This window comes from Streptosporangium brasiliense, from assembly GCF_030811595.1.
Lineage (GTDB): Bacteria > Actinomycetota > Actinomycetes > Streptosporangiales > Streptosporangiaceae > Streptosporangium > Streptosporangium brasiliense.
The window spans coordinates 8,216,869-8,240,001 of the sequence record NZ_JAUSRB010000002.1; the positions used below are offsets into that span (position 1 = coordinate 8,216,869).

Consider the following 23,133-nt stretch of genomic DNA (forward strand, 5'->3'; position numbering starts at 1 on the left):
CAAATTTTATAGTCATATGCCGTGCGTGGCATGATTTAAACGCTAATGCCTATAATTATCTAATGCAACGTCGATCAGAGACCGGAGAGACGATGAATGCTCGCGCCCGGCAGGCCGCCGGAAATCTTCTCGCCCGCCACCGGGAAATCACGCTGCGGCGGAATTTCCGGCTGCTCGGCCTCGACTGGGACCTTCTTCCCGGCGTCTACGCCCCGCACCTGTCGCAGTCCTCGGCGCTGTACGCCGAGTGGATCCCCTACCCGGTGCACGGCTCCCTCTGCGAGATCGGCAGCGGCACCGGCTACGTGGCCGTCACCGCCGCCCTGCGCGGATGCGACGCGGTGACCGCGATCGACATGAGCCGGGCCGCCGCCGACAACACCCGGCTCAACGCCGTACGGCACGGCGTCGCCGACCGCGTCCGCGTGGCCTGCGGGGACATGTTCGCCCCGCTGGAGGCCGGCGACCGCTTCGACCTGATCTACTGGAACTCCAACTTCGTCGAGGCGCCCTCGGACGAGGGCACGGCCGACGACCTGGAGCGGGCGTTCTTCGACCCCGGCTACGTCGCGCACGACGCCTTCCTGCGCGACGCCGGCGGCCATCTGAACCCCGGCGGGCGCCTGATGCTCGGCTTCACCGACCTCGGGAACCCGGCGCGGATCGGCGAGATCGCCGCCCGGCACGGCTGGCGGCCGGCCGTTCTCCGGGCGGCCCGCTGCGCGGCCCCGGAAGGGGAGATAAATTACCAGCTCGTCGAATTCCTCCGGGACCGATGAATGCCGGAGGAATTCCTTCCCGTCCATGAGAACGACCGGTGACGGCGGCGCGACGGAAAAGCGCCGCCGCCGTCCGGAATATCGGCGGGGACGGCCGGAGAGGCGCGATCGCGGAAAACTCCGGGACGTCCCCGGCAATTCCCCGGGACGGCGGATTCCCGGGGACGGAGATTCCCCCGGGGCGCCCCCGCCGCCGACGGCGGGGACGCCCCGGCGGCTCAGCCGTCCTGCTTCACCGGCGTCTGCTGGTGGAAGGCGAGCTTCCACGCGCCGTCGCGGCGGACGTAGGCGCTGCTCATGTAGAGCTGGAAGGCGACGCCGCCCTCCTTGAGGCTCACCGCCGCCCGGTAGGTGATGACCGCGCTGTCGTCGGTGAGCGGCACGACCTTGACGTCGTGCAGCGCGTAGTCGTCGAAGGGCGACTTGCTGGCGTCGATGTCGTCGGCGAGCTCCGCCCCGGTCTGCAGGCCGTCCGGCTCGACGCACAGCGTCCGGTCGGTGACCAGCCGGCGGTAGAAGTCGCCGTCCCCCACCGATATCGCCGCCCAGCCCTGCTCCTCAAGGGCGAGCAGTTCCCTCTCGATCGCCTTGGCATCCACTGTGGTCTCCTCTCGTAGGGGGTCACGGGTCATGACGTGTCACGGAGCCGACGGCCACGGGTCGGACAGGCGGCAGTGGCGCAGCACCTCCCTGACCAGCTCGCCCTCGTGGGCGACCAGATAGAAGTGGTCCCCGGGGAAGGCGCGCAGCCCGAAGGCCCCGGCTGTCTGGTCGGCCCACGCCGCCGCCTCGTCCACGTCGACCTCGGGGTCGGCGTCTCCGAGGCAGGCGCAGATCGGCGTCCGGATCGGCGCGCCGGGCCGCGGCTCGTAGGTCTCGACCAGCCGGTAGTCGGCGCGGAGCGTGGGCAGGACGAGCGCGCGCAGCGCGGGGTCGGCGAGCGTCTCCTCGCTCGTCCCGCCGAGCCTGCGCAGGTCGGCCAGGAGGGCCGCGTCACCGCCGAGGTGCACCCCGGCGGCCCTGAGGCGGTCCGGCGCGGGCCGTCCGGAGACGACGAGGCCGGCCAGGGGACCCCTCCCGCGCTCTTCGAGCCGCCGTGCCACCTCGTGCGCCACCGCCGCGCCCATGCTGTGACCGAACAGCGCGATCGGCACGTCCGGCAACTCCTCCAGCGCCGCCGCGACCGGGCCGGCGAGCCCGTCCATGTCCGCGGCGGGCTCCTCCCCGATGCGGTCCTGGCGGCCGGGATACTGCACCGCGTACAGCTCGACGCCGTACGGCAGCCGCCCCGCCCAGGTCCGGAAGAAGCCGGCCGCGCCGCCCGCGTGCGGGAAGCACACCAGCCGCAGTCTCGGCGCGGGATCGGCGCGCTGGCACCGCAGCCACCGGTCGCGCATCTCGGTCGTCATGATCGTCATGTGAGCAGCTCCTCGTGCTGCGATCTCATGGCGGAGATCAGCTCGTCGGCGGAGATCGGGCGGGGCGCCGGGCCGAGCAGGCGTTCGGGGAAACCCAGTGCCCCCGCCATCGCCTGCCACACCTTGCAGACCGAGAGGTGGTACTGGCCGTCGCGGAGCGGATCGACCCCATCGCGCCGCGCCTCCCAGGTGGCGCGCAGGGCCCGCTCGACCCCCGCCGGCCACATGTCGCCGAGGATCTCGCGGTAGCTGGGCGCCCGCGCCGGCCCGATCGGCGCACTGCTGGGGAAGTCGAGGTGCTCGTCGGCCGCGCCGTCCAGCGTGGCGAGCAGCCTGGCCTGCGCGGGCAGGTGCGGGCGGGGGGACCACAGCACCGGCCCGTGGGTGTTGGCCAGCGTGAGCGTCCCCCCCTCCGTCCCCAGGGTGATCCGGTGCAGGAAGTGCGCGTGGTTGTCGGGGTCGGCCGGGTTCAGCTGGTTCTGCACCCGCAGGGTGAGGGGCACCCCGGCCAGGACTCCGGTGAGGGTGCGGAAGGGCGGTTCGACGTCGGACAGCCGGCGGATCTCCTCCGGCACGTCCGGAGGGTCGGCGAACCGCCACGGCCGCAGCCCGCCCAGGGCCCGACCCAGGATGTCGAAGAGGTTGTAGGAGACCTGGACGCCGCAGACGGCGTCGACGAACAGGGGGCGCTGGCGGGCCAGCAGCACCCGCGCGGCGGCCGTGAACCTGCGTACCGGCGGCAGGTGCGTGTAGTGCGTGTTGACCTGGTAGAAGACGCCTTCCCGGCGGGCCGCGCGCAGCGAGGCGGCGAGCTCGTCGTGGAGCAGGGGCCCCTCCTGCAGCACGTGCACGCCGCGGGACATGAACTGGGCCGCGACGGCGCTGCCCGGGCCGCCGTTGACCTCGCCCAGGAGCACCACGCAGGCGAGGTCGACGCCGTCCGGCACCTCCGCCACCCGCGTGTACAGCGGGACCCCGGCCTGCCGCGCGCAGCGCCGCGAGCGCTCGCCGCCCCTGGCCAGTACCCCCGCCAGTTCGAACGGCACGCCGGGCCTGGCCAGTGCCGCCAGGTGCACCCGTCCGAAGCCGGTGCCGCAGACGATGACACGTGGCCGTCGGCTCACAGGACTCCCTCCTCCATCTCCATCTCCGCGGCCCGCGCCGCGCCGTCGACGATCTCCAGCCGGGTGACCGCCGGGTCGTCGAGGAGGGCCTGGAAGACGGCGCCGGCGTCGAGCACGTCGGCCGCCTCGTGCAGTCCCGGGCGGACGAGCCCCCGCAGGACCGCCCCGACCGCCGGCACGGCGGCCGCCGCGCTCAGCTCGTAGCTGTCGGCGGCCCGCGCGAGGAGCGTCCGGGTGACCGGCCGGCCTCCCGTCTCCCCCGCCATCTCGAAGACCATCTGGAAGTACGGCGTGCGCCCGAGGGACTCCAGGCGCGAGGCCCGCACCAGCTCGTCGGCCGCGGCGTCCGGGTCCAGCTCGGGCAGGCGGGCCAGCGCGGCGAGCGTCAGCTCCCCGTCGAAGACGCTCGACCACTCGACCTCGGCGATGCCGAGCGAGCGGGCGAGCCGTTCGGCCTCCGCGCTGAGGTAGGGGTAGGCGTTGACCCGGCCGGGGAAGTGCGGCACCTCGACGCCGTGCCGGGGCCTGGACGCGCCGGGGATCACCTGGTGCCCCCGCCAGACCGCCAGCGGCGTCGCGTACCCGCCGGACAGCGAGGCCACGTAGTCGAGCGCGGCGGCCGGGGTGAACCTGTCGACGCCGCCCACGTGGGCGGTCAGGCGGTCGACCCGGTCGAATCCCTGCCCGGCGAGATGCCTCGGCAGCAGGGCCGACAGGCCGGGCATCATCCCGGCCGAGAGGATGACGACCCGCCCGGCGCGCTCCCACCCTCCGCGCTCCCGCCCCGCCTGATCCCGGTCCGGGCGGGCCGCGGAGCCCGCCGACAGACGGTCGCGCACGGCCGCGTCGCCGGCGACGTCGACGTAGTGGGCGCCGGCGGCCAGCGCGGCGCGGGCCACGGTGTCGAGGACCCGGCTGGACGGCCCCGCGCAGTTGACCACCACGTGGCAGCCCTCGCAGAACGCGGCGAGCGCCGCGGCGTCGCGGATGTCGACGGCGACGGCCGCGTCCGCCCCGGTCCGGGCCGCGGCGAGCGCGCGGACCCGGCCCAGGTCCCTGCCGCCCAGGCGCAGCGGGCCCGCCCCGGCTCCCCGGAGGCGGCGGACGACCGCCCCGCCCACGGCCCCGTAGCAGCCGAGGACTCCGACGACGGGTGCCCGGCGGTCGCCGCTCATCGCGCCGCCCGAGCCGTGGACAGGAAGGTCGCCACCTCGTCGACGTTGGGCGGCTGCAGGCAGGTGAAGTGGTCGCCGGGGATGTCGACCACCTCCAGGTCGCCCAGGCACAGCTCGCGCCAGAGACCGGTCATGTCGTCGCGCAGCCACGGCAGGAAGCGGGTGTCGCCGAGCTGCCGCAGGAAGGTGATGTCCCCGGCGTACGGCTCCGGGGTGTGCGTGCCGACCGCGAGGAGGCTGTGCCGTACCACCCGGAAAAGGGAGCTCACATGCCGCTCGACCTCGGGGTCGGACCGGGTCGCGGCGGCGGCGCGGCCGATCGCGGCCAGCCGCTCCCGCTGGGGGCGCCCGGCGAGCCGCCGGAAGGCGGCGGCGGCCGACTCCAGGGCCGGGTCCCCGGTGAGCCCGGTCACGAGGCCGGCGGGCACGCGGTCGGGGTCCTGGCCGAGCAGGGACTCGAACACCCGTGACATGGCGGCCTCGTCACCCGGGTAGCCGGCGTCGGCGGGGTCGATCCCCATCACGCGGGCGAAGACGTACTCGACGACCAGCTCGTCCTCGATGATCCGCGGCAGGGTGTAGCTGCTGATCACGGTGAGGCTCTCCACGGCGGCGCCCGCCTCGGTGAGGTGGCGGGCGACCTCGGTGGCCAGGAGGCCGCCCATGCAGTAGCCCACGACGTGGAAGCGGGTGGAGCCGGTGCCGAGCAGCGACCTGGCGTACCGGGCGGCGCGCCGGTCGATCAGGCCCTCGGGCTCCTCGGCGAGATACCGCTCGACCTCGGTGATCGCCAGGCCGGTCAGCGGCCCGCCCTTGGCGGCCATCAGCCGGGCCAGCGCGCGGTAGGGCGCCAGGGTGCCGCTGCCCTCGTGGACGAGCACGCGCAGGGCGCCGTCGCCCCCGTCCTCCGCGCCGCCGAGCGGGATCAGCGGGGAGGTCTCGCCGCCGGCGCCGGGAGCCTCCTCGGCGTGCGCCTGCCGGACGTGCTCGGCCAGCGCGGCCACGGTGGGCCGGTGCAGGATCTGGCGGACCAGGTCGTCCCAGAACAGCTCCCGGGTCTCGGCCACCTCCTCGCGCAGGCGGGCCGCCAGCTTCGCGACGACCAGCGAGTCCCCGCCGAGCTCGAAGAAGTCCTCCTCCCGGTTGACCTCGGCCAGGCCCAGGACCTCCGCCCACACCGCCGCGAGCCGGCGTTCGAGGTCGTCACGGGGACTGCCGCCCGCCGTGGCGCGCCCGGACGCCGCGCGGGGCAGCCAGGAGCGCAGCGTCGCGTGGTCGACCTTGCCGTTCGCGGTGAGCGGCAGGGCGTCCACGACCTGCGTGTGACCGGGGATCATGTGTTCGGGCAGCCGGTCGGCCAGGTGCCCGGTGAGGCCGGCCACGTCGAGAGGGGCTCGGTCGCTCTTGAACCGGGCGGCGAAGACGTTCTGGCCGAGCGGGCCGGTGACGTCGTCCGGCCCCGGCAGGCACAGGGTGGTGTCGGCACCGGCCTCGGCGAGGAGCCCCAGCCACTCCCCGCGGTCCAGGAAGGTCCGGTCGCGTCCCCTGCGCAGGTCCTCGTAGTCCCACTTGCGCGGGTCCTTGTCCGGCATCATGAACTCCATCGAGGTCATGATCTGGTAGCTGTCCTTGGTGGTCTCGATGAAGACCAGCCAGCCGCCCGGCCGCAGCATCTCGCGGAGCCGGGCCAGCACCCGGCCCGCGTGCCGGGAGTTGTGCAGCACGTTCGCGCACAGGATGACGTCGCGGTCGTTGGGGGCGTAGCCCTGCTCGCGGTAGTCCTCGTTGAGGTCGAACAGCCCGTAGCGCACCCAGGGCCGGTCACCGAACCGCTCACGGGCCTCGTTGAGGAAGAACGGCGAGACGTCGGTGAACAGGTAGTCGACGTCGAACTCGGCCAGTGCGGGGATCATCTGGGCGCTGGTGCCGCCGACGCCCGCGCCGACCTCCATGACGCGCAGGGGGCCGTCGTGCCGGGCGGCGATCCCGCGGAGCACCTCGATGGCGGCGTGGTTGACGTAGCGGCTGATGATGTTCTCCCGGTAGGCCGCCTCGGAGATCTCCAGCCGGCCTTCGGGGAACAGCAGGGGCAGCGGGTCCAGCTCGTCGCGGAGCAGCTCGGGCAGGCGCTCGGTGCTGTCCTTGAAATAGTCGATGAGCACGGCCTTGTAGCTGTCCTCGCGCTGGAGCTCGGCCACCGCCTGCCAGGCCAGCGCCAGGTCGCCGGCCTCGATCACCCGCAGGGCGCGCAGGCCGTCGCCGTCGTCCTGGACCAGGCCCTCGCGCTCCAGGACCCGCAGCCACCGCCGGACGAGCCGGTGATGGCGGGGCGCCGCCCCGGTCGCGGTCAGGACCTCCTCGGTGGTCACCGTCTCCTCGGTGGAGCCGAACAGGCCCTGCCGCCGCAGCGCCCACATCATGCCGAGCACCGCGGCCCGGTCGAGCCTGCCGATGAACTCCATGAGCTCGGCGCGGTCGATGTGGGCGGTGTGCGGGCCGGCCGCCGCGGCGGCCGCGGCGGCCAGCTCCGGGGCCGGGTCGCCGCCGGCGGCGGCCCGCCGTACCGGCTCCGCGAAGGCGGCCAGCCTGCGCTCCATGCCGGTGCCGTCGACCAGGACGTGGGCCGCCGCGACCGACGGGTGGGACTGGATCGCCGCCTCCACCTCGGCCGGCTCGATGCGGTGCCCGCGGATCTTGACCTGCCGGTCCGCCCGGCCGAGGAATTCGATCGTGCCGTCACCGTGGTAGCGGCCCAGGTCGCCGGTGCGGTAGAGGCGCTCGCCGGTGGCGGGATGGCGGATGAAACGCTGGGCGGTCTTCTCCTCGTCGCCGAGATATCCCAGCGCCAGGCCCGCGCCGCCGATGTACAGCTCGCCGGGCACCCAGTCGGGGCAGGGGCGCAGGGCCTCGTCGAGGACGTGGAAGGTCTGGTTGGCCAGCGGCGTGCCGTACGGGATGCTCCGCCAGCCGTCCCGGACCTCGCCGATCGGGTGGTGGATCGACCAGATCGCCGCCTCGGTGGCGCCGCCGAGGCTGACCAGCTCCAGGCCCGGCAGGCGTCCCCGGACCCGGTCGGGCAGCGCGACGGGGATCCAGTCGCCGCTGAGCATCGCCAGCCGCAGTGACGGCAGGTCGATCTCCGGCTGGGAGCCCAGGTAGTGGTCGAGCATCTGCAGCTGCGCGGGCACGGAGTTCCAGACCGTGACGCCGTGCTCGGCGATCAGCCGGGCCCAGTGCGCGGGGTCGCCGCGGCCCGCGGCGTCGGGCAGCACGAGGGCGCCGCCCAGGGAGAGGGGGCCGAAGATGTCGTAGACCGACAGGTCGAAGCCCAGCCCCGCCAGGCCGAGGACGCGGTCCTCCTCCGTCACCGCGTAGCGCCGGTTGACGTCGGCCACGGTGTTGAGGGCCGCCTGGTGGGAGATCATCACTCCCTTGGGGTCGCCGGTCGAGCCCGAGGTGTAGATCACGTAGGCCAGGTCGCCCGGGTCCGCCTCCGACTCCGGGGGCGGGAGCTCCGACGGCGGGAGGAGGTCGACGTCGACGAGCCGGGCCCCCTCCGGGCGGTCGCGGACCCACGACTGGGTGAGCACGTGCCGGACGCCGGCGTCGGCGAGGATCCGCGCGCGCCTGGCGGGCGGCTGGCCGGTGTCGACCGGCAGGTAGGCGCCGCCGGCCAGGAGCGTGCCGAGCACGGCGACGACCTGCTCCCAGCCCTTGTCCATCATGACCGCGGCCAGGTCGCCCGGCGCGAACCCCCGGGTCCTCAGCGTCCGGGCCACGCCCGCCGCCCTGGCCAGCAGCTCGCCGTAGGTGAGGGTCCGCCCGTCCGTCACGACGGCCGCCCTGCCGGGCGCGCGGCGCGCCTGGGCGACGACCTCCCCGTGCAGCGGCCCGCGCGGCGACGGAGCGGCGGTCGCGTTCACCCGCTCACGCCGGTCGGCCTGTACGGCGGGCAGCCCGACCGGGCAGGCGCTCTCCCACGGCCCGTCCGAGGCGGCCAGGGCGCGCAGCAGCCCCTCCAGCGCGCCGAAGGCGTCCTCGACGACCCCGTCGTGGAACACCCCGTCCCGCACGTCCCACCTGATCTCCAGCGCCCCGCCCTCGACCACCGCCTGGCAGTCGATCCACACCTGCGGCGTCTGGCTCCTGCCGTACACCACCTCGGCCAGGCCGCGCATGCCCTCGTGGCCCGACGCCTCGTCGCTGAGCCCGATCGTGCTGGTGAAGACGGCCGGCATCAGCGCGGCGCCCCGGCCGCGGCGGCGGGCGATCTCCCGCATGACCTCCACGCCGGAGTAGAGCCGGTGGTCGAGGTCCTCCCAGAGCCGCTCCTGCAGCGCGCGGGCCCGCCCGTGGAACGTCGCGTCCGAACCGCCGTCGACGGCCAGCAGGCTGACCGTCGTGAAGTCGCCGACCAGCCCTCCCACCTGGGGATGGAGCGGCTGCCGGTTGAGGAGGGTCAGGTTCAGCGAGAACCGGGGACGCCGGCTCCACCTGGCCACCACCTCGGCGTAGGCGGCCAGCACCGCTGTGGACGGGGTCACGCCGTGGGCGCCCGACCTGCTCCGGAACCGGTCCCACTCCCCGGCGTCGAGGGTCATCCGGTGGCGGGTGAAGCTCCGGCCGGCCCCGGCGGCGGCGTTGTCGCGGACCGGCAGCTCGGGCGGCCCCGGCAGCTCCTCGACGCGCCCTTCCCAGTAGTCGCGGTCACGCTCGTAGGCGGCGCCGTCGCGCAGCCGGCGGGCCGCGAGCAGGTAGTCGCGGAAGCTGATCTCCAGAGGCGGCAGGACGTGCTCCGGATCGAGGTAGAGCCGTTTGAGCTCGGTCAGCAGCAGTTGGATGCTCAGGTAGTCGGCGATCAGGAAGTCGATCGAGACGTGCAGCAGCGCCCGTCCGTCGGCACGCGTGACGCGCAGCTCGAACAGCGGCCAGGCGCCGGCGTCGTAGACCCGGTGGTCCATCTCGGCGCGGACCCCGTCGACGTGCGCGCTCACCCGTCCGGCGGGCTCGCCGCGCAGGTCCGTCACCTCGATCCGGTAGTCCGGGACCTCGGCCGACACCTGCTGGTAGCCGTCGACGTGGACGACCGCCCGCAGCATGTCATGGCGGCGGACCAGGGCGCGCCAGGCGGCCTCCAGCCGGGGCGGGTCCAGGTCGGGGAAGGCCAGCTCGGCGTAGACCTGGCAGGCCGTGCCTCCGTAGTCGAAGGCGTCCCTGCGGCCGAGGACGTAGGCGGCCTGGACGTCGGTCAGCGGGAACGGCTCGTGCCGCTCCCCGGGTGCGGGGGTCAGCTCCGGGCCGGGCCGGCGCAGGTGGTCGAGCAGGGCGCCCCTGTGGGCCGACAGCAGTGCCCGCCGCTCATCGGTCATCACGCCCTGCGGCGCCCGGAAGCGGAGCCGCCCGGACTCCTCCCAGAGCTGGATCCCCTGGCGTTCGAGCTCCGCGACGAGCCGTCCGGCGCTCACGCCCCGCCCCGCCCCGGTCCCGCCCGGCTCCGGCGGCCGCGCGCTCTCTCCGGCCCGCGCGGTCTCCTCCACCCGCGCGGTCTCCTCCGGCCGCGCCGGCTCCTCCGCCCGCACAGGCTCCTCCGGCCGCACGGCCGCGGCGCCGTCTCTGTCGGTGCGCTCGGTCCGCTCGGTCATATGTCGCCCTCCTCGAAGGCCGCTGTCTCGGTCTCGGTCCGCTGCTCGATCAGGGCCGCCTGCTCGGCGACGGTCGGGCCCGCGAAGATCTCCCGCAGGGCCAGCTCGGCGCCGAACCCGGCCCGGATCTCCTCGGCGAGGCGGGCCGCCAGAATGCTGTCGCCGCCGAGGGCCACGAAGCTCTGGTGCCTGCCGGCCCGGGCCAGGCCGAGCAGCCCGCACCAGATCCGGCTCAGCGCCTCCTCGACGGGGCCGGACGGCGGCGCGTCCTCGTCACTCCCCTGCCCGTCCCGTCCGGCGAGCTCCGCCAGCGCCCCGCGGTCCACCTTGCCGTTGGCGTTGAGGGGCAGGCGGTCGAGCATCGTGATGGTGGGCGGCACGGCGTAGGGCGGCAGACGCCCGGCGAGCCAGTCGCGCAGTTCCTCCGGGCCGGTGCCGGCGGCCACCACGAGCGCGGCCAGTCGGCGGGTGGGGTGCCCGGCCGCGGTCACCACCGCGTGCTCCACGCCCGGGTGCGCCGCCAGCGCGCTCTCCACCTCCCCCAGCTCGATCCGGTGGCCGCCCACCTTCACCTGGTGGTCGGCCCGGCCGAGGAACTCCAACGTGCCGTCCGGCCAGTAACGGCCCAGATCACCGGTCCGGTACCAGCGCACCCCCGCACGCTCGACGAACTTGGCCGCCGTGACCTCCGGATCACCCCGGTAGCCCAGCGCCACCCCCGCCCCGCCGATCCACAGCTCACCCGGCACCCAGTCCGGACAGTCCCGCCCCCTGGCGTCCACCACACGGAAACACTGGTTCCGCAGCGGGAACCCGTAGGGGATCGACCGCCACCCTGGATCCACCTCGGTGACCTCGAACGCGTTGGACCAGATGGCCGCCTCCGTCGCCCCGCCCAGGGCGACCAGCCGGCAGCCCGGCGCCGCCGCGGCCAGCCTGCCCGGCAGGTCCAGCCCGACCCAGTCGCCCGAGACCATCGCCAGCCGCAGACCCGGCGGCAGCCCCTCGGGCACCGCGACCAGCAGCATGTCCAGCAGCGCCGGGACCGTGTTCCACACCGTCACCCCGTGCGCCGCCACCAGCTCCGCCCACCGGTGCGCCTCCCGCCTGTCCTCCTCCTCCACCAGCACCAGCGCGCCGCCCGCCGACAGCGGCCCGAACACGTCCCACACCGACAGGTCGAAGTCCAACGCCGACAGCGCCAGCACCCGATCACCGGCCCCCACCCCGAACCGCTCACCCACATCCACCACGGTGTTCAACGCCGCCCGATGCGACACCTCCACACCCTTCGGCTCACCCGTCGACCCCGACGTGAAGATCACATACGCCGGCGCACCAGGATCCACCTCCACCGGCCCCACCAGGGGAGTCCCGTCGGCCACCGCCGCCGTCACCGGTGCGTGCTCCACGCCGTCCGGGGAGATCCCGGGGTCGCCCGTCAGCACCAGCCGCACGCCGGCCCGCCGGTAGATCCGGTCCCGGCGGATCGGGGGCTGGTCCACGCCCACCGGGACGTAGGCCGCCCCGGCGGCCAGCACGCCCAGCGCCGCCACGTACTGGTCCGTGCCCCGGGGCACCGTCACCGCGACCGTGTCGCCCGGACCCACGCCCCGCGAGCGCAGCCATCCCGCCACCCGCAGCGCCCGGCCGGCGAGCTCGCCGTACGACAGGCCGCCGCCGTCCCGGACCAGCGCGGCCCGCTCCGGCTCCGCCCCGGCCAGGGCGAAGAAACGCGAATGCAGGGCCCCCTCGGGCACCGGCCCCGCCGTGCCGTTCGCCTCGGCGCGGACCACGAGCTGACCCGCCGGCACCGCGCAGGGCGCCACCGCGTCCCAGGCGCCCCCGGCCAGCCACTCCAGCATCTCGGCGAAGGCGCCGAACATCCCGTCCAGCACGCCCGCCGGGAACAGCTCCTCGACGGCGTCCCAGTTGAACAGCAGCCCGCCCGCCGACTCCACAACCTGGTGGTCCAGCCACACCTGGGGGGTCTGGGAGACGCCCCAGACGGGCTCGGCGAACAGCCGCGCGCCGGCGTCCCACGGGTCGTCGCCCGTCACGCCGAGCGTGCTGGTGAACACCACCGGCATGGAGACCTCGGCCGAACCGGTGCGCCTGGCCAGCTCCCGCATGACCCAGATGGCCGAGGCGTCGCTGTGCTCCAGATCGGCGACCACCTGCCGCTGCAGGCGCCGGGCGCTGTCGAGCCAGGTCTCCCCGGCGGCGGGCCGGTAGGCGACGAGCAGCAGGGAGGTGAAGTCGCCCAGGACGTTGCCGATGTCGGGGTGGACCTCCCTGCGGTCGAAGAGGGTGAGGTTGATCGTCAGGTCCTGCCGCGCGCTCCACGCCCCCAGCACCTCGGCGAAGGCGGTGGCGAGCACGGTGGAGGGGGTGAGGGCGTGCTTCCTCGCGGTCTCCTTGACGGCCCGCCACCGCTCGGGCGACAGGCGGGCCTGGCGCCGCACGAAGCGGGGACGGCCGATCCGCGAGGGGTCGGCGGCCAGCGGGAGCTGGGGGGCGGGGGGCAGCTCGGCCACCCGGTCGGACCAGTACGCCCGCGCCTTCTCAAGTGAGGCGGGGTCGGGCCGGACGCCGAGCACGTAGTCGCGGAAGGACATGTCGACCGGGGGCAGTTCGGCGCCGGGGTCGGCGTAGAGGGCCTCCAGCTCCCGCAGCACGGTCATCGAGCTCAGCGCGTCGAGGATGATGTTGTCGAAGCTGATCCCGATGCGGGTGCGGTCCCCGGCGTAACGCACGGCCCGCACGTCGAACAGGGGCCACCGGGTGGCGTCGATGAGCTGGTGCGACATGGCCTCCCGCAGCTCCGCCAGGGCCTGGTCCGCCCGGTCGCCGTCGGCGCCGGGCACGTCGGTGACCGGGATGGGGAATCTCGGCACCTCGGGCAGGATGCGCTGGCGGCCGTCGGGGAGGAACTCGGCGCGCAGCATCTCGTGGCGCCGGATGAGCAGGTTCCACGCCTCCTCCAGCCGGGCGAGGTCGACCCCGGTGACGTCGTACTCGGTGTAGAAGTGGCAGCCCACGCCGCCCAGCGCGAAGTCGTCGGTCCGCCCGACCCAGTAGGCGCGCTGCACGTCGGTCGGCGGGAACGGGTCGTGCCGGTGCGCGGGGTCGGGTGTCAGCGTCCGCTGCGCGGGGGCGGAGCCGCCGGGGTCGAGGGTGGCCGCGAAGTCGGCCAGGACCGGTGTCTCGAACAGCCGGGAGAGCTCCGCGCCCCCGATGCCCGCCGCGCGCAACCTGGTCATCAGCCGCGTCGCGAGCAAGCTGTCCCCGCCGAGGGTGAAGAAGTTCTGGTCCCGGCCCACGGCGGGCAGTCCGAGCAGCTCGGCCCAGATCTCCGCCACGGCCGTCTCGGTCGCGCCGCGCGGCGGCACGGCCGGCTCGGCGCGCCCGGCGGACTCCCCGTCGAGGATGCCCCGCACGGCCTCCCGGTCGACCTTGCCGTTGGCGCTGAGCGGCAGCTCCGGCAGTGCCGCGAACCGTTCGGGGATCATGTAGGGCGGCAGGCGTCCGGCGAGCCAGTCGCGCAGCCCCGCCGGGACGGTGCCGCCGGGCGCCGTCACCAGCGCCGCCAGGCGGCGGGCCGCGCCGCCCACCGTGGTGACCACCGCGTGGCCCACCTCGGGGTGCGCCGCCAGCGCGCTCTCCACCTCCCCCAGCTCGATCCGGTGGCCGCCCACCTTCACCTGGTGGTCGGCCCGGCCGAGGAACTCCAACGTGCCGTCCGGCCAGTAACGGCCCAGATCACCGGTCCGGTACCAGCGCACCCCCGCACGCTCGACGAACTTGGCCGCCGTGACCTCCGGATCACCCCGGTAGCCCAGCGCCACCCCCGCCCCGCCGATCCACAGCTCACCCGGCACCCAGTCCGGACAGTCCCGCCCCCTGGCGTCCACCACACGGAAACACTGGTTGGTCAGCGGCCTGCCGTAGGGGACCGACGTCCAGTGCGCCGGCACCGTCACCGGCACGTCGGAGAAGTTGGACCAGATGGCCGCCTCCGTCGCCCCGCCCAGGGCGACCAGCCGGCAGCCCGGCGCCGCCGCGGCCAGCCTGCCCGGCAGGTCCAGCCCGACCCAGTCGCCCGAGACCATCGCCAGCCGCAGGCCGTCCAGCGCTCCCGGCGTGGTCTCGGCCGCGACCAGCAGCATGTCCAGCAGCGCCGGGACCGTGTTCCACACCGTCACCCCGTGCGCCGCCACCAGCTCCGCCCAGCGGGCCGCGTCCTTCCGCTCGTCCTCGGCGACCGGCACCAGCGCGCCGCCCGCCGACAGCGGCCCGAACACGTCCCACACCGACAGGTCGAAGTCCAGCGCCGACAGCGCCAGCACCCGATCACCGGCCCCCACCCCGAACCGCTCACCCACATCCACCACGGTGTTCAACGCCGCCCGATGCGACACCTCCACACCCTTCGGCTCACCCGTCGACCCCGACGTGAAGATCACATACGCCGGCGCACCCGGATCCACCTCCACCGGCCCCACCAGCCGGTCGTCGCCGCAGAGGGCGGCCACGTCGTCGACGGAGGCCACCGCCCGCGACAGCGCGGCGATCCGCTCCCGGCGGGCCCGCGGCTGGTCCACGCCCACCGGCACGTAGACGCCGCCGGCCGCCAGCACGCCGAGCACGGCGACGATCTGGTCGGCCCCCTTCGGCAGGGAGACGGTCACGGCGTCACCCGGCCCGACGCCCCGCGAGCGCAGCGAGGCCGCCACCCGCAGCGCCCGGCCGGCGAGCTCGCCGTACGTCAGGGCGCCGCCGTCCCGGACCAGCGCGGTCCGCTCCGGCTCCGCCGCGGCCAGGGCGAAGAAACGCGAATGCAGCAGTCCCGGCGGCACCGGCCCCCGGGTGTCGTTGACCCGGCCACGGACCGCATGCTGCTCCTGGGGGAGGAGGTCGGGGACGGGCCCGTCCCAGCCGTCCCCGTCCAGCCAGCCGAGCAGGCGGGAGAAGGCTCCGGCCATCCCGTCCAGCACACCCGCCGGGAACAGTTCCTCGACGGCGTCCCAGTTGAACTGCAGCCCGCCCGCCACCTCGACCACCTGGTGGTCCAGCCACACCTGGGGCGTCTGGGAGAGCATCCAGCCGAGGTCGCCCAGGCTCTTCTGGACGTCGGCGCCCACCAGGTCGCCCATGCCGACGGCGCTGGTGAACACCACGGGGGCGGTCACCTGGCCGGCGCGGCGGCCGCGGCTGAGGTCCCGGAGCACCTCCACCCCCGAGTACGCCGAGTGCGCGACGTCGGCCTGGAAGCGGCTCTGCAGCGTCCTGGCCCGGTCCGCGAAGGACATCTCCTCCGACAGGTCGACCTGGAGCAGGAGCAGGTTGGTGAAGTCGGCGACCATCCGCGGCACGTCGGGGTGGAGCGTCTGCCGGTCGAACAGCGGGAGGTTGAGCAGGAAGCGGGGCCGGCCGCTCCACGCGCCCACCACCTCGGCGAGCGCCGTCGCCAGGACCATCGGCAGCGTCAGGCCGTGCCCGCGGGCCCGCTCGGCCAGCCGCTGCCGCACCTCGGGCGGCATCCAGTGGTCGCGGCGGACCACGCGCACCCGCTCGACCCGCTCCGGCTCGACGGCCAGCGGGAGCCGGGGACCGGCCGGCAGGTCGGCGAGGCGCTCCTGCCAGTACTCCCGGTCCGTACGGCGGTCCTGCCGGCGCCGGGCCTCCTGCTCGGCGAGGTAGGTGGGGAATCCGTAGGTGAGCGGGGGCAGCGGGTCATCGGGCCGGGAGTAGAGAGCGGCCAGGTCCTCAAGGATGATCTGGATGCTGCGCACGTCGGCGACGAGCAGGTCGAAGCCGGCGTGCAGGCGGTGGGCGCCGCCGGGCAGCAGGGTGAGCCACAGGTCGAACACCTCGCCGCGCTCCACCTCCAGGCGGCGGTGGGAGAGCCTCTCCCGGAGCGCGGCGAGCCGTCCGGCGACCGCCTCCGCGGGCTGCTCGCGCAGGTCGTGCACGGTCAGGCCGGGCCACGGGCTGCGGTCGAGGATCTGCTGGGTGCCGTCGTCGAGGAAGCGCGTGCGCAGCAGCGCGTGCCGCCGCAGCAGCGCGCGGACGGCCTCCTCCAGCGCCGGCGCGTCCACGCCGGCGCCGTCGAACTCGGCGTAGAAGTGGCAGCCGACGCCGCCGAGCACCTGGCGGTCCTGGCGGCCGATCCAGTAGGCGTGCTGCACGGGGGTGAGTCCGAACGGGGCGCTCTCGTCCACCTCCGGCACCGCCTCCGGCGCCGGCCGCTGCCCGCCCGTGCGGGCCGACAGCAGCGCCCACCAGGCCGCGAGCGTGGGCTGGTCGAAAAGGTCGGCGAACTTGACCTCCGCGCCCCCGCGCTGCCACTCGCCGGCCAGCTGCATCGTGCGGATGGAGTCGAGGCCGTGGCGGACCAGGTCGTCGTCGTCGCCCAGCTCCGCGGGGTCCATGCCGAGCACGGCGGCGACGGTCAGGCGGACGGCGTCGGGCGTCAGCGGCCCGGCGCCGGCCGGGGCGGGCGTCCGGCCGGGGGTGCCCGCCGCCCACTCCCCCGCGGCGGGCCGGGGCGCGGGGGAGAGAGAGTCGGCCCGCAGCACCTCGATCTCGCCGTGGCGGTAGCGGTTGAGCAGGGCGGCGCGTCCTGGCCCGTCCCCGGTGTCCGGGCCGAGCTGCCCGGGGGCGACAAGCACGACGGTCTCGGCCACCACCTCGTGCTCCTCGGCCACGGCGGCGCGCATCCGGCCGGCGAGCTCGGCCAGCCGAGCAGGCGGGAGATCCCGCTCCGTCTCGGCCGTCAGCAGCAGGCCGCCGCCGGAGATCGGCTGCAGCACACGGCACGGGCGCCCGGTGGCCTCCGCCAGCGTGCGTTCCAGATCCTCCGGGCGATGAATGCGATCCTGAACGGTCAGATCGTGTCGCCGCGTCGCCATGTCCCACATAGCGAATCACCCTGACACGGGCCTCGGAGAACAGGCAATCAACGGAATGACCTGAGCCGGGGAAAGCGGGCGGGCAGGGTAGCCGATATGTGATTAAGTATGGCTTGCCTAAGTCACGGAAGGCGCCGCCGTGTCCTGCGACAATGTGAACGGTATATCCGTTCGGCCCCATCCACGGGCCCGTCGGAAATAATTCACCACCTATTTCGAGGTGCCCGATCGGGCACTTGACCCCCTCCGCGGACCGTCCTAGCTTCGGCATGGCCGGCTCTGGAGAGGAGGCGACAGATGTCCAACACGCTCGGGGTTCTCGCGAACCAGGTGGTTTCCGGCCCGGAGGAGGCCCGCGCGCTCGGAGACGATTACGTCACCGCGGTCGGCAAGATTCTCAACAGCCATGTCCGCAACGAGGCGGCCGGGGCCGCGATATTCGACGAGCCGTCGATCGCGCTCGCGCCGACGCCCCGGGAGAAGTGGCTGGCCTGCAGAATGGCGATGGAGGAATACGGGCACCATCTGAAATTCAACAAACTCGCCGCCGAGCTCGGCGTGGAGGACCCGCACGCGCGGTCCCCCCTTTCCGTATTCGAATACGAGGTGACCACCTGGACCGAATACGTCATGACCAAGGCGATCGTCGACCTCGCCGAGGTCGTCCTGATGGAGGACCTCGCCCACTGCTCCTACCTCCCCCTCCGCAAGCTCTGCCGGTCGCTGATGCCGGAGGAGCGCTTCCACGTCGGGTTCGGCACCACGACCGCGCGGCAGCTGGCGGCCGACCCCGCCGGACGCGACGAGGTACGGCGGGCGGCGCACGAGCTGATCACGATGACGCTCCCCTTCTTCGGCCGCAGCGACTCCAGGAACAACGAGACCTTCCGCCGCTGGGGCATCAAGCGGATGACGAACGACGAGTGCCGCGCGGAGTTCGTCCGCCGGACGCGGGCGCTCCTCGAAGAGGAACTGGAGCTCGATCACCCGGAAGTGGACGTGCGATGGCACGGCACTTCGAGTTGAGCGCGCCGCCCTCCGGCCTGGCCACGGAGCTGGGGCCGGGCGGCGACCGCGTCGAGCGGCTCCTGCGCGGCGTCTGCGACGCCACCCGGCCGAGCACGGCGCCCGGTTTCACCACCCCCGCGCCGGCGCGGCCCGCCACCCGCTTCACCGTCGTGCGCGACCGGGCCACCGCCACGGCGGCCATGGACCTGGTCGACCCCGGCTGGCTCGCCGATCTCGACCGCCGGCGCGCGGCGGCCCGGTCGCGGCTGCTCGACGCGGGCCGCGAGGAGCAGCTCGAACTGGCCGAGCACGTGGCCATGCTGGTGGCGACCCCCCGGCTCGACCCGGCCGACCAGACGGACCCCGGGGCCCGCGCGGTCTCCGGCGCCCTGCTGTGGCTCATCGGAACGGTCGTGGCCGGCGCTCTCGCCGACGGGGACGGCGAGGAGGACGAGGACGGCACGCTCGCCGAGCTCACCGACCTGCTGACGGACGGGTGGTGGCCGATCGGCCGTGTGAACGGCCGCTTCCTGATCACCCCCTACACCGCCGACCGAGGTGAGCCACGTGACTGAGCTCCCGTCCGTCCGCCCGGCCGTCCGCCGGGACGGCCTCGCGACCGGCGTCCGGGTCGGCGGTGACGGGGCCGCCCCGGCGGACGGGGCGCCGGCCGGCCGGACGAACGTCGCGGCCGAGCTCGCCGGGCTCGCGCGGCGCAACGGCTGGGGCCCGGCGCCCGCCTTCCACACCGGTGACCGCGTCTGGAGCCACGGAGAGGTCCACGACCTGGCCGCCCGGACCACCTCGGCCCTGGTCGGGCTGGGTGTGCGGCCGGGTGACCGGGTGATGGTGGCGCACGGCGACGGCATCGCGTGGGTGGCGGCCTTCCTCGGCGCGGCGCGGCTCGGCGCGACGGTCGTGCCGGTCAACCCGGAGCTGACCGCCGCCGACCACGCCTTCATGGCCGAGGACTGCCAGACCGCCCTCGTCGTCGCCGGGGAGGAGGTGGCCGGCCACTTCGACGGCCTGCCCTGCCTCACCGGCGACCGCCTGCTCGCGCTCGCCGACGGGGCGGCCCCCGGCCCGGTCACGCGGGTCACCGGCGCCACCGCCCTGTACGCCCAGTACACCTCCGGCACGACCGGGGCACCCAAGGCCGCGCTGCACCGCCACGCCGACCTCGCCCGCTACCACCGCGCGGCCGGGCAGGGGGTGGTGGACATCCGGCGCGGCGACGTGACGCTGTCGGTGTCGAAGCTGTTCTTCGCCTACGGCCTGGGCAACGCGCTGGTGTTCCCGCTGTTCTCCGGTTCGTCGGCGGTCCTGCTCGCCGACCGGCCCGGCCCCGGGCAGATCGAGGAGGCCGTCGAGCGGCACGGCGTCACCGTGCTGTACGCGGTGCCCTCCGCCTACGCCAACCTCGCCGCAGAATGCGCCGGCGCGTCCTTCGCCTCCGTGCGGATCGCGGTGTCGGCGGGCGAGGCGCTCAACGAGACGCTCGCGGCACGGGCACGGGACCTGCTCGCGGCTCCCGTCCTCGACCAGCTCGGCTCGACCGAGGCGGGGCACGCGTTCTGCTCCAACACCTTCCGCTCCGACGAGGCGGGCACGATCGGCCGCCCCCTGGCCGGCTACGAGCTGCAGGTCCGCGACGACGACGGCGGGCCCGTCGCGGACGGCGTGGGAGAGCTCTGGGTCCGCGGCGCCTCCGTCATGAGCGGATACCTCAACCGGCCCGAGCAGACCGCCCGGACGCTGGTGGACGGCTGGCTGCGGACCGGGGACCGCGCCGAGCGCCGCCCCGACGGCGCCTACGTGCACCGCGGCCGGCGCGACGACCTCGAAATGGTCGGCGGCATCACCATGTCGCCCGTGGAGGTGGAGGCGGTCCTGGCCGGGCACCCGGCCGTCGCCGAGGTGGTGGTCGCCGTCGTCGCCGACGAGCGCGGCGCGAGCAAGCTGCGGGCCTTCGTGGTCCCGGCCGTGGCCGACCCCGATCCGGCGCGGCTGCAGGAGGAGCTGATCGCGCTGGCCCGCAGCCGGCTGGCCCCGTTCAAGGTCCCGCGCAGCGTGCGGCTGTGCCGGGCGCTGCCGCGGACGCACACCGGCAAGCTCCGCCGCTTCGCCGTCCGCAACGGGGATTGGTGACCACATGACGGCGGGCAGCCCGCCGCCTCCCGCAGACCGACCCGGGGAACCGCCGTGCGCACTCTGATCATCGACAACTACGACTCCTACACCTACAACCTCTTCCAGCTCATCGCGGAGACCTACGGGGTCGAACCCGTCGTCCTGGCCAACGACGACGACGGCTGGCACCGGATGGACCTGGAGCGGTTCGACGCGCTGATCATCTCCCCCGGTCCCGGGCGGCCGCAGGTGGAGCGCGACATCGGGGCCTGCCTCGACGTGATCCGCGAGTCGGGGCTGCCGGTGCTGGGGGTGTGCCTGGGCCACCAGGCGCTCGGCTGGCTGTCGGGCGCCGACGTGGTGCCGGCCCCGGCCCCGATCCACGGCTACGTCGAGGAGATCCGGCACTGCGGCCGCGATCTGTTCCGCGACCTGCCGCAGGGCTTCCACGCCGTGCGCTACCACTCCCTGTGCGTGGCCACCCCAGCCCCGGACGACCTGGAGATCACCGCGTGGACCGGGGACTCCGTCGTCATGGGGCTGCGGCACCGGACGATGCCGTGGTGGGGGGTGCAGTTCCACCCCGAGTCGATCTCGACGGAGTACGGCCCGGCGCTGCTGCGCAACTTCCGTGAGCTCGCCCTGCCGGCGCGGCGCCGGGAGCACGGCGGGACCCGCCGCGCGCACGGCCCCCGGTGGTCGCTGGAGGTGGAGCGCGTCCCCGGCGCCGCCGACGCCGAGCAGACCTTCACCGAGCTCTTCGGCGCGCAGCCGTACGCGTTCTGGCTGGACAGCAGCCGCACCGGCCAGGGGCTGGCGCGTTTCTCCTTCCTCGGTGACGCGGGCGGCCCCCACGGGGAGGTGCTGTCCTGCAGTCCGGGAGCGGGCAGCGTCCAGGTCCACGACGCCTCGGGGATCGGCACGGCGATCCACAGCTCGATCTTCGACGTGCTGGACGAGCGCGTGCGGGCGCGCGCCGTACCCGCCGATCCCGCGCTGCCGTTCGACCTGAACGGCGGCTACGTGGGGCACTTCGGCTACGAGCTGAAGCGCGACTGCGGCGCGGCCTCGCCGCACGTCTCCCCGCTCCCCGACGCGGTCTGGATGTCGGCCACCCGGTTCGTCGCGATCGACCACGAGGCAGGGCAGACGTGGGCGGTGGCGCTCACCGACGGCGGGCCCCGCAGCGGGGCCCTGGCCAGGCGCTGGGTGGCCGGGGCGGCCGAGGCGTGCCGGCGGGCGGCCGGGAGTCCCGCGGCGGAGGAGGGGCCGCCGGCCGGGGAGGGGCCGCCGGCCGGGGAGGAGTTCGATCCGGAGCCGTGGCTCGTGCGGTCCCGCGCGGACTACCTCGCCGACGTCGAGGAGTGCCTGCGGCTGCTGCGTGCCGGGGAGAGCTACGAGATCTGCCTGACCAACGCGGCGGAGATCCCGTTCGACGGGTCCGCGCGCGCGCTCTACCTGCGCCAGCGCCGCCTCAACCCCGCCCCGTACGCGGCCTACCTGCGCCTGGGCGACCACGAGGTGCTGTGCTCGTCACCGGAGCGCTTCCTCAAGGTCGGCAGGGACGGGGTCGCGGAGTCCAAGCCGATCAAGGGCACCGCCCCGCGCCACCCCGAGCCGCGCAGCGACCAGGCGCTCAGGGACGGGCTCGCGTCGTCGGACAAGACCCGCGCGGAGAACCTGATGATCGTCGACCTGCTCCGCAACGATCTCGGCAGGATCTGCGACATCGGCACGGTGGACGTGCCGCGCTTCATGGCCGTGGAGTCCTACACCACGGTGCACCAGCTTGTCTCCACCGTGCGCGGCCGGCTGCACGAGGGCATGAGCGCGGTGCCGGCCGCGCGCGCCTGTTTCCCCGGCGGGTCGATGACCGGCGCGCCGAAGCTGCGCACGATGGAGATCATCGACAGGCTCGAAGGCCGGGCGCGGGGCCTCTACTCCGGCACGATCGGCTTCTTCGGGCTCAACGGCACCGCGGACCTCAACATCGTCATACGGACCGCGGTCGCCCACTCCGGCAGGCTCACGGTCGGCGCGGGCGGGGCGATCGTGCTCGACTCCGACCCCGTCGAGGAGTACGAGGAGATGCTGCTGAAGGCCAGGGCGCCGCTGCGGGGCCTGAGCGGCCTGCCCGGCGCGCCGGTCAGTCGCGCGGTCCCCGCTCCAGGTCGGGGAGCAGCCCGCGGTTGAGCGCGACGGCGGTCGCGAGCGTCCGGTTGGAGCAGTTGAGCTTGGCCAGGATGTTGGCGACGTGACGTTTGGCGCCGTGCTCGGAGATGCCGAGGCGGCGGGCGATCTGCTTGTTGCTGAGCCCCTCCGCCATCAGGGAGAGGGTCTCCCGCTCGCGTGAGGTCAGCGGCGAGGCGGCGCGGTCGGCCCCGGGGTGCCGCTCGGCCTCCCTCTCCCGAGCGGCCTCGGCGCGCCTGACCCGGGCCAGCAGCTTGCGCGCCAGCGGGCCGGGCATCGGCATGAGGCCGCTGTCGAGGTCGGCCAGGGCGCTGCCCAGGGAGTCGCGCGTCAGGTCGTTCTCGAGCAGGAAGCCGTCGGCCGGCAGTGCCGCCGCCTCGACCAGGGCCCCGTCGCTGGCCGCGCGGAGCAGCAGCAGGATCCGCACGTCGTGCTCGACCGCGGTCCGCGCCAGCTTCTCGGCCACGTGCTGCTCGCCCGGGGTGGGCAGCACCAGGATGTCGGGGCGCCGGGAGCGGAGCAGCTCGACGCCGTGGTCGAAGTCGTCGGTCGCGCAGGTCTCGTCGACCATGGAGAGATCGTCGAGCATCGTGCAGAGCCCGCAGCGGATCACCTCGTTCCCCATGGCCACCAGCACGACCCTGCCGGGGAGATCAGCCTGATCCGAGAGGTGGCGCAGTGAAGTCATCCTCGTCCCGTCGTCGCAGTCGGCCCCCCGACCCGAGGGCGCCTACCCACGGAGGAACCGAGTAT

General features: G+C 74.5%; 12 protein-coding genes. 5 read left to right on the plus strand and 7 right to left on the minus strand.

Translation table 11 applies throughout. The features are described 5' to 3' along the window. Positions 1 to 62: 62 nt before the first annotated feature. On the plus strand, positions 63 to 779 hold the full coding sequence (locus tag J2S55_RS46730; protein ID WP_306875108.1) for a methyltransferase: 717 nt from the start codon (positions 63 to 65) through the stop codon (positions 777 to 779). Positions 780 to 997: 218 nt separating this feature from the next. Here the strand turns inward: J2S55_RS46730 and J2S55_RS46735 are convergent, their stop codons facing one another. Genes J2S55_RS46735 through J2S55_RS46760 form a run of 6 tightly spaced genes read right to left on the minus strand, consistent with a single transcriptional unit; the run spans position 998 to position 17,052 of the window. After that, positions 998 to 1,378 carry a nuclear transport factor 2 family protein gene (locus tag J2S55_RS46735; RefSeq protein WP_306875111.1) on the minus strand — a complete coding sequence of 127 codons (381 nt, stop codon included), beginning with the start codon at positions 1,376 to 1,378 and terminating at the stop codon, positions 998 to 1,000. 39 nt (positions 1,379 to 1,417) lie between these two features. Continuing rightward, positions 1,418 to 2,197 (minus strand): thioesterase II family protein, encoded by a 780-nt coding sequence (locus tag J2S55_RS46740; protein ID WP_306875113.1) that lies wholly within the window; start codon positions 2,195 to 2,197, stop codon positions 1,418 to 1,420. Continuing rightward, positions 2,194 to 3,321: a Gfo/Idh/MocA family oxidoreductase gene (locus tag J2S55_RS46745; RefSeq protein WP_306875114.1), complete on the minus strand. Its 1,128-nt coding sequence runs from the start codon at positions 3,319 to 3,321 to the stop codon at positions 2,194 to 2,196. Before J2S55_RS46745 ends, J2S55_RS46740 begins: the two co-directional genes overlap by 4 nt. Next, entirely contained in the window at positions 3,318 to 4,496 is a 1,179-nt protein-coding gene (locus tag J2S55_RS46750) for a saccharopine dehydrogenase NADP-binding domain-containing protein (RefSeq protein ID WP_306875117.1), read from the minus strand. The genes J2S55_RS46745 and J2S55_RS46750 overlap by 4 nt, the downstream gene beginning before the upstream one ends. After that, on the minus strand, positions 4,493 to 10,138 hold the full coding sequence (locus tag J2S55_RS46755; protein ID WP_306875119.1) for a non-ribosomal peptide synthetase: 5,646 nt from the start codon (positions 10,136 to 10,138) through the stop codon (positions 4,493 to 4,495). The genes J2S55_RS46750 and J2S55_RS46755 overlap by 4 nt, the downstream gene beginning before the upstream one ends. After that, positions 10,135 to 17,052: a non-ribosomal peptide synthetase gene (locus J2S55_RS46760; RefSeq protein ID WP_306875120.1), complete on the minus strand. Its 6,918-nt coding sequence runs from the start codon at positions 17,050 to 17,052 to the stop codon at positions 10,135 to 10,137. Before J2S55_RS46760 ends, J2S55_RS46755 begins: the two co-directional genes overlap by 4 nt. Before the next feature lie 297 nt (positions 17,053 to 17,349). On the opposite strand from J2S55_RS46760, the gene J2S55_RS46765 reads away from it, so the two are divergent. The 4 genes from J2S55_RS46765 to pabB are packed head-to-tail and all read left to right on the plus strand — an operon-like array spanning position 17,350 to position 22,383. Beyond that, positions 17,350 to 18,078 (plus strand): Phenylacetic acid catabolic protein, encoded by a 729-nt coding sequence (locus J2S55_RS46765; protein WP_306875121.1) that lies wholly within the window; start codon positions 17,350 to 17,352, stop codon positions 18,076 to 18,078. Next, positions 18,057 to 18,635 carry a hypothetical protein gene (locus tag J2S55_RS46770; RefSeq protein WP_306875123.1) on the plus strand — a complete coding sequence of 193 codons (579 nt, stop codon included), beginning with the start codon at positions 18,057 to 18,059 and terminating at the stop codon, positions 18,633 to 18,635. Before J2S55_RS46765 ends, J2S55_RS46770 begins: the two co-directional genes overlap by 22 nt. Then, positions 18,628 to 20,208 (plus strand): AMP-binding protein, encoded by a 1,581-nt coding sequence (locus J2S55_RS46775; RefSeq protein ID WP_306875126.1) that lies wholly within the window; start codon positions 18,628 to 18,630, stop codon positions 20,206 to 20,208. Before J2S55_RS46770 ends, J2S55_RS46775 begins: the two co-directional genes overlap by 8 nt. A 54-nt stretch (positions 20,209 to 20,262) precedes the next feature. Continuing rightward, a complete protein-coding gene (gene pabB / locus J2S55_RS46780; protein ID WP_306875129.1) occupies positions 20,263 to 22,383 on the plus strand; it encodes an aminodeoxychorismate synthase component I in 2,121 nt (706 codons plus the stop codon). Here pabB and J2S55_RS46785 read toward each other — a convergent pair. After that, the gene (locus tag J2S55_RS46785; protein ID WP_306875131.1) at positions 22,337 to 23,068 is read right to left on the minus strand and encodes a response regulator transcription factor; all 732 of its coding nucleotides are present in this window, start codon (positions 23,066 to 23,068) and stop codon (positions 22,337 to 22,339) included. The two genes, pabB and J2S55_RS46785, sit on opposite strands and share 47 nt — an antisense overlap. Positions 23,069 to 23,133: the final 65 nt, after the last annotated feature.

Coding starts and splice junctions, on each gene's coding strand:
- J2S55_RS46730 (WP_306875108.1), top strand. CDS start 63: ATGCAACGTCGATCAGAGACCGGAGAGACGATGAATGCTCGCGCCCGG.
- J2S55_RS46740 (WP_306875113.1), bottom strand. CDS start 2,197: ATGACGATCATGACGACCGAGATGCGCGACCGGTGGCTGCGGTGCCAG.
- J2S55_RS46750 (WP_306875117.1), bottom strand. CDS start 4,496: ATGAGCGGCGACCGCCGGGCACCCGTCGTCGGAGTCCTCGGCTGCTAC.
- J2S55_RS46755 (WP_306875119.1), bottom strand. CDS start 10,138: ATGACCGAGCGGACCGAGCGCACCGACAGAGACGGCGCCGCGGCCGTG.
- J2S55_RS46760 (WP_306875120.1), bottom strand. CDS start 17,052: ATGGCGACGCGGCGACACGATCTGACCGTTCAGGATCGCATTCATCGC.
- J2S55_RS46765 (WP_306875121.1), top strand. CDS start 17,350: ATGTCCAACACGCTCGGGGTTCTCGCGAACCAGGTGGTTTCCGGCCCG.
- J2S55_RS46770 (WP_306875123.1), top strand. CDS start 18,057: ATGGCACGGCACTTCGAGTTGAGCGCGCCGCCCTCCGGCCTGGCCACG.
- J2S55_RS46785 (WP_306875131.1), bottom strand. CDS start 23,068: ATGACTTCACTGCGCCACCTCTCGGATCAGGCTGATCTCCCCGGCAGG.